General features: G+C 69.0%; 5 protein-coding genes and 1 pseudogene. All 6 read left to right on the top strand.

Annotation, left to right across the window (positions count from 1 at the left end; all coding sequences use genetic code 11):
• A pseudogene (locus tag CAP_RS55535) lies at positions 1–554 on the top strand (hypothetical protein); the annotation flags it as partial.
• Positions 555–1,334: 780 nt separating this feature from the next.
• Positions 1,335–2,660 carry a hypothetical protein gene (locus tag CAP_RS55530; protein WP_156041687.1) on the top strand — a complete coding sequence of 442 codons (1,326 nt, stop codon included), beginning with the start codon at positions 1,335–1,337 and terminating at the stop codon, positions 2,658–2,660.
• A gap of 582 nt (positions 2,661–3,242) precedes the next feature.
• Positions 3,243–3,668, top strand: a complete 426-nt coding sequence (locus CAP_RS43055) for a hypothetical protein (protein WP_044252567.1) — start codon at positions 3,243–3,245, stop codon at positions 3,666–3,668.
• Positions 3,669–4,125: 457 nt separating this feature from the next.
• Positions 4,126–4,311: a hypothetical protein gene (locus CAP_RS43050; protein WP_044252564.1), complete on the top strand. Its 186-nt coding sequence runs from the start codon at positions 4,126–4,128 to the stop codon at positions 4,309–4,311.
• Positions 4,286–4,525: a hypothetical protein gene (locus tag CAP_RS43045; protein ID WP_044252562.1), complete on the top strand. Its 240-nt coding sequence runs from the start codon at positions 4,286–4,288 to the stop codon at positions 4,523–4,525. The genes CAP_RS43050 and CAP_RS43045 overlap by 26 nt, the downstream gene beginning before the upstream one ends.
• Before the next feature lie 257 nt (positions 4,526–4,782).
• The coding region (locus tag CAP_RS43040) for a phage late control D family protein (RefSeq protein ID WP_044252559.1) at positions 4,783–5,682 on the top strand (900 nt) is incomplete at its 3' end.

Here is a 5,682-nt window from a genome sequence, read left to right as displayed (position 1 = left end):
GTTCCGGCGCTGCCGGAAAGCCAGGGCAAGGCGGCGGCGGCGGCGGCGGCGCCAAGGGACTGGCCAACTGCGGTGGAAACATGCCAGGCGCTGGCGCCAGCGGCGGCAGCGGGGGTGGTGGCGGCTGCGGCGGCAAGCCGGGGCAAGGCGGCGGCGCGGGTGGCGCCAGCATCGCCCTCGTCAGCATCAACGCCCAGCTCACCCTCAACGCCTGCACCCTCCAGGCTGGCAACGGCGGCAACGGGGGCGCTGGCGGTGACCTCCAGCCGGGTGGTCCTGGAGGTGCGAGTGGGGCTGGAGGAAATCCGAGCGGTAGTGCGAAGCCAGGATGCGCTGGGGGCACCGGGGGCTATGGCGGTCGCGGCGGCAACGGCGGGGGCGGCAACGGCGGTCACGCGCTCGCCCTCGCTTACAGCGGGACGATGATCAGCATGTCTGGGGACAACCGCCTGGAGCAAGGTGCGGCGGGTGCTGGAGGACCTGGCGGGGGAGAGGATATTGATATGAACAGCGGCGTCGCTGGCATTGCAGCTACCGAACAGAAATTCCCCTGAAGAAACGTCCTTTGAATTTCTTCGGTCGTTCAGCATCTCGAAGTGGTCACGCGCTCTCGCTCACCGGAATATAGAAGGGTGGAGGCCGTACCGGACATCGGTCGGCTCGGTGGGTCGACCGGCTGGCTTCTTCTTCGGAGGAGGGCTGTCTGGCGCGTGGCCGATGGCGGCTTGGTTCTTCTCCCAACTCCGGCTGATGGCGCCCGCCGTGGCCCAGGGACCAGCACTGCCCTCCACTTTTTTCACGACATCGTTCGATCTGGTGAGCCGCTCCGGAAGAAGAGCCGATTTGGTTTGTAGAGGGTGAGCTGACGCTGGAGGTCCCGTGCGCTGCGCTCGCACAGCACGGTCCGCGCAGCCTGCCCTCGTGAAGGAGAAGGCGACATGCACCAGGGTTGGCAAACCTCGACTCCCACGTCGGCAGCAACAAGCGCTCACGTGCAGGCCCCTCCCGGCCCGCGCGCGGCGCGGGGTAAGGGAGGGGCGGGACGCGCGCAGGTGCGCAGCGCCGAGCACGGACCGGGGGTGGGCAGCTATCTCTGCGGTCTTGTCTTGCTCGTTGCTGCTGCAGGGTGTGCGCGCCTCAGCGGGCTGGATCGGTTCGAGACAGACAGCAGCAGCACTGGAGGGGATGGAGGGGGAGGTAGCGGGGGGAGCGGTGGAGGGACGCCGGCGGAGTGTGTCCCGAGCCTGAGCAGCGGGGCCGTCGATGAGAGCTGCGGGGTGTGGGTCTCGCGCAGCAAGGGCGATGACGGCAACGACGGCTCCAGGAGCGCGCCCATGGCAAGCCTCCACGCTGCTCTTGAGAAGGCGGTGGCGGACAAGCGTCGCGTCTACGCCTGCGCCGAGGTGTTCGAGGAGGCCGTCGAGGTGCCTGCCGGCGTCACCCTCTTCGGGGGGCTCGACTGCGATGCGGGTGGCGTCTGGCGCGACGGACTCAAGACCACCGTGCAAGGACCGGCCGACGTGCCCGCCCTGCGCTTGCTCGCCGGGGCCGAGCGGAGCACCACCCTCGACGACTTCGTCATCCGCGCGCCCGATGCCGTCACGCCTGGTGCGTCCTCCATCGGCGTGCTCGCCGCGGAGGTCAGCGCCACGCTCACCCGCTGCGAGGTCGTCGCCGGCAACGGTGCCGCGGGAGCCGCAGGCGCGCCGGGCGCAGAACCAGCTATGCCAGGAGATCCGATCCCGCAAGCAGCGGGGGGCGCTGCCGGCAACGCCGGCGTCAACGCCTGCAGTGGCACGCTGGGGCCGAACGCGACGCTGGCAGGCGGTGCGCAGGTGACGAGCACCTGCGAGGGGCAGGACATGTCCATCGGCGGCAAAGGCGGCGATGGGGCCGTGACCATGGGCATGGATGGCGAGGCAGGCGTGGTGGGCACACTCGGAGAACCCGGAACCGGCGAACCGGCTACAGGCACAGGCTGGGCCTGCATCCCAGAAGGAGGATTTGCAAACCCAGGGTCTCCAGGCACCGATGGCGAGCCTGGTCTGGGGGGCACCGGGCTCGGCACCTTGTCTCCCGACGCAGGCTACGTCGGCGTCAGCGGCAGTTCCGGCACTGCTGGAAAGCCAGGGCAAGGTGGCGGCGGCGGCGGCGGCGCCAAGGGACTGGCCAACTGCGGTGGAAACATGCCAGGCGCTGGCGCCAGCGGCGGCAGCGGGGGCGGCGGTGGCTGCGGCGGCAAGCCAGGGCAAGGCGGTGGGGCTGGCGGCTCCAGCATTGCCCTCGTCAGCGTCAACGCCCAGCTCACCCTCAACGCCTGCACCCTCCAGGCCGGCAACGGTGGCAACGGAGGGGCTGGCGGTGACCTGCAAGCGGGTGGCGCTGGAGGCGATGGGGGGGATGGTGGAGAGTCGGTTGGTCTCGCCAACGATGCTTGCGATGGCGGCAACGGGGGCAAGGGCGGACGAGGTGGTCCTGGCGGCGGTGGATCTGGCGGACATGCGTTTTCCATCGCGTACCGCGGCACCGCTGTGGTGACGTCGGGCGATGGTCGACTTCTGCAGGGCACGGCTGGGGTGGGCGGACCTGGAGGTGATGCAGATGCAGCCCTCAACAGCGGCTCCGCTGGCTTTACCGTCAACGAACAAGAGTTCCCTTGAGGAACAGCGCACCCCTTCTTTTCGCTCGTTCCTCCTCCCCGACCGGCAATTCGCTCCCGCTCACCGTAATACAGATACATGGAGGCCGTACCGAACCCGGTCGGCTCGGTGGGTAGGCCGGGCTAACTCTTCCCTTGCCTGAACTGCAGCAGGTGCAGAGATCCCTGACTGCAGCAGGATCAGAGATGTCCGGTGTGTGGCCGATGGCAGCTTGGATCTTCTCCCACTCCGGCGGATGTACCGCCGCGGCCCAGGGACCAGCACTGCCCTCCAGCTTTTTTGTCCGCGTCGGCGTGCCATTTGGTGAGCCATTCCGGAAGAGCAGCCGATTTGTTTGTAGAGGGTGAGCTGACGCTGGAGGTCCTGTGCACCTGCGTGCGCACAGAACGGCCCACGTAGCCTGCCCTCGTGGCGGCCTGGCCTCGTGAAGGAGACGGCGACATGGAGCAGCGACGGCAAGCCTCGACACGCGCATCGTCAGCGACAAGGGTCCACATACAGGCCCCTCCCGGCCCGCGCGCGGCGCGGGGCAAGGGAGGGGCGGGACGCGCGCAGGCGCGTAGCGCCGAGCACGGACCGGGGGTGGGCAGCTATGTCTGCGGCCTCGTCTTGCTCGTCGCTGCTGCAGGGTGTGCGCGACTCAGCGGGCTGGATCGGTTCGAGACAGACAGCACGAGCACCGGTGGAGGCGGCAACGGGGGGAGCGGTGGAGGGACGCCGGCGGAGTGTGTCCCGAGCCTGAGCAGCGGGGCCGTCGATGAGAGCTGCGGGGTGTGGGTCTCGCGCAGCCGCGGCGATGACGGCAACGACGGCTCCAGGAGCGCGCCCATGGCAAGCCTCCACGCTGCTCTTGAGAAGGCGGTGGCGGACAAGCGCCGCGTCTACGCCTGCGCCGAGGTGTTCGTCGACATGAACACCGGCTCTCCTGGCATTGCAGCCAACGAGCAAGAGTTCCCGCGAGGAACAGCGCAGGCCTTCTTTTCTTCCTCCGGCCGCCCAAACCGGTAATTCGGTCCCGCTCACCGGAATTGTAGATACATGGAGGCCGCACCGAAACCGGTCGGCTCGGTGGGTTGGCCGGGCTCCTTCTTCCCTGCATGCAGCAGGAGGGAAGGTTGCTCGGCGCGTGGCCGATGGCGGCTTGGTTCTTCTCCCAACTCCGGCTGATGGCGCCCGCCGCGGCCCAGGGACCAGCACTGCCCTCCTACCTTTTCTGCGCCATCCAGCGGTTCGGTGAGCACACCGAAGAGAAGCGCCGAAGGATCAGAGAGGTCCGGTGGGTGGGGCAGCTTGGATCTTCTCCCACCCCGGCAGATGTCGCCCACCGCGGCTCGGGGACCAGCAATGCCCTCCACTTTTTCTCAGAGGTACAGAACCTTGTTGGCGCGCTCCTTGACCTCGATGAGCCGCCCGTCGGCCTCGATGAGCCACCCCATCGACCTCGTTGGCGCGTTCCCTGACCTCGATGAGCCACCCCGTCGACCTCGTTGGAGCGTTCCCTGACCTCGATGAGTCGCCCATCGACGTCGATGAGCCGCCCGTCGACCTCGTTGGCGCGCTCCTTGACCTCGATGGGTCGCCCATCGACGTCGATGAGCCGCCCGTCGACCTCGTTGGCGCGCTCCTTGACCTCGACGAACCATCTCCTTGATGTCGATGAGTCGCCCATCGACGTCGATGAGCCGCCCGTCGACGTCGATGAGTTGCCCCCTGACGTCGTTGGCGCGTTCATCGACGTCGATGAGCCGCCCATCGACGTCGATGAAAATAGTGTCGACCTCTATGCAAAAAGGTTCGATTTCGGGGGCTGGGTGGGCCGGGGGGTGGGTACGGGGGGTGAGACGGCACACAGGGGTGAGGGGTGAGTGTCGGACGGTGGCGTCCTCGGGAGCGTGAGGGCGCCGGAAGGATGCGGGGTGGGCGGATGGCTGCTGGCGCCTGTCCCGCGGCGGGTCGGGAGGGTGCGGGTGGGGGTCTCTTTTTTCCGGGAGGGGTCGGCGGATTTCGTGAGCCGTTCCGGGAGTGGGGCCGATTTGTTTGTAGAGGGCGAGATTGGATCCGGAGGCGCGGAGGTGCGGGGCGCGCCAGGGGCAGGATCCGTCGTTCGCTCCAGGCAAGGAGCATGGCGGTGGGCGGTGAGCGGTTGCTGGCGCTGGAACTCGCGTGCGGCGAGGCGATGGAGGTGCACTGGTTCCAGGTGAAGGAGGCGGTGTCGGCGCTGTGGTCGGTGCGGGTGGTGGCGCGGTGTCAGGATGCGCTGCTGGATCTGCGGCGGCTCGTGGGAGAAGCGGCGGCGCTGGAGGTGGTGGGAGAAGGGCGGCGGTGGGAAGGGGTCTGCACGCAGGCGCGGCTCGCGGAAGGGGTGGAGGTCGGGGAGGGAGAGGTGGGGTTGTCGACGTACGAGCTGCGCATTGCACCACGGCTTTGGTGGCTGACGCAGAGCACGCGCTACCGGGTGTTCCGCGGGGTGTCGACGCCGGCCATGGTGCAGGAGGTGCTCGCGGGCTGGGGGCTCGGCGGCGAGGTGAGGTTTCGCCTGCGCGAGGAGCACCCGCGGCACCCGCACCGGGTGCAGTACGGGGAGTCGGACTTCGATTTCGTGAGCCGCTCGCTGGAGGAGGCAGGGATTGCGTACTGCTTCAGCGAGGCGGGGGAGGACGAGGGAGAGGGCGCGGGGGGCGCGCGGGTGGTGCTGAGCGATGCGCTGCACGAGGTGGGGGCGCAGGGCAGGGAGGTGCTGCGGTACGTGGAGCGGCCGGTGGGGGGGCTCGGGCGCGGGGAGGTGACGCGGGTATCCGTGGAGGAGGAGGTGCGGCCCGCGGGGCTCCTGGCGCGCGATTACGATTTTCAACGGCCGGCGTGGTCGCTGGTGGGGGAAGCAGGGGCCGGGCGGGAAGGCGCGGGGCGAGGGGTGGTGGAGCGCTACGCACCAGGGGCGTTCCTGGTGGAGGGCGGGGGCGAGGGAGGAGGGCAGCGCCGCCGTGACCGGCGCTGCGCGCGGAAGGGTCGATGCGGTCCTCGG

It is taken from the genome of Chondromyces apiculatus DSM 436, from assembly GCF_000601485.1.
In the GTDB taxonomy this organism is placed as follows: Bacteria; Myxococcota_A; Polyangia; order Polyangiales; family Polyangiaceae; genus Chondromyces; species Chondromyces apiculatus.
This window is presented reverse-complemented; position numbering and strand designations above follow the sequence as displayed.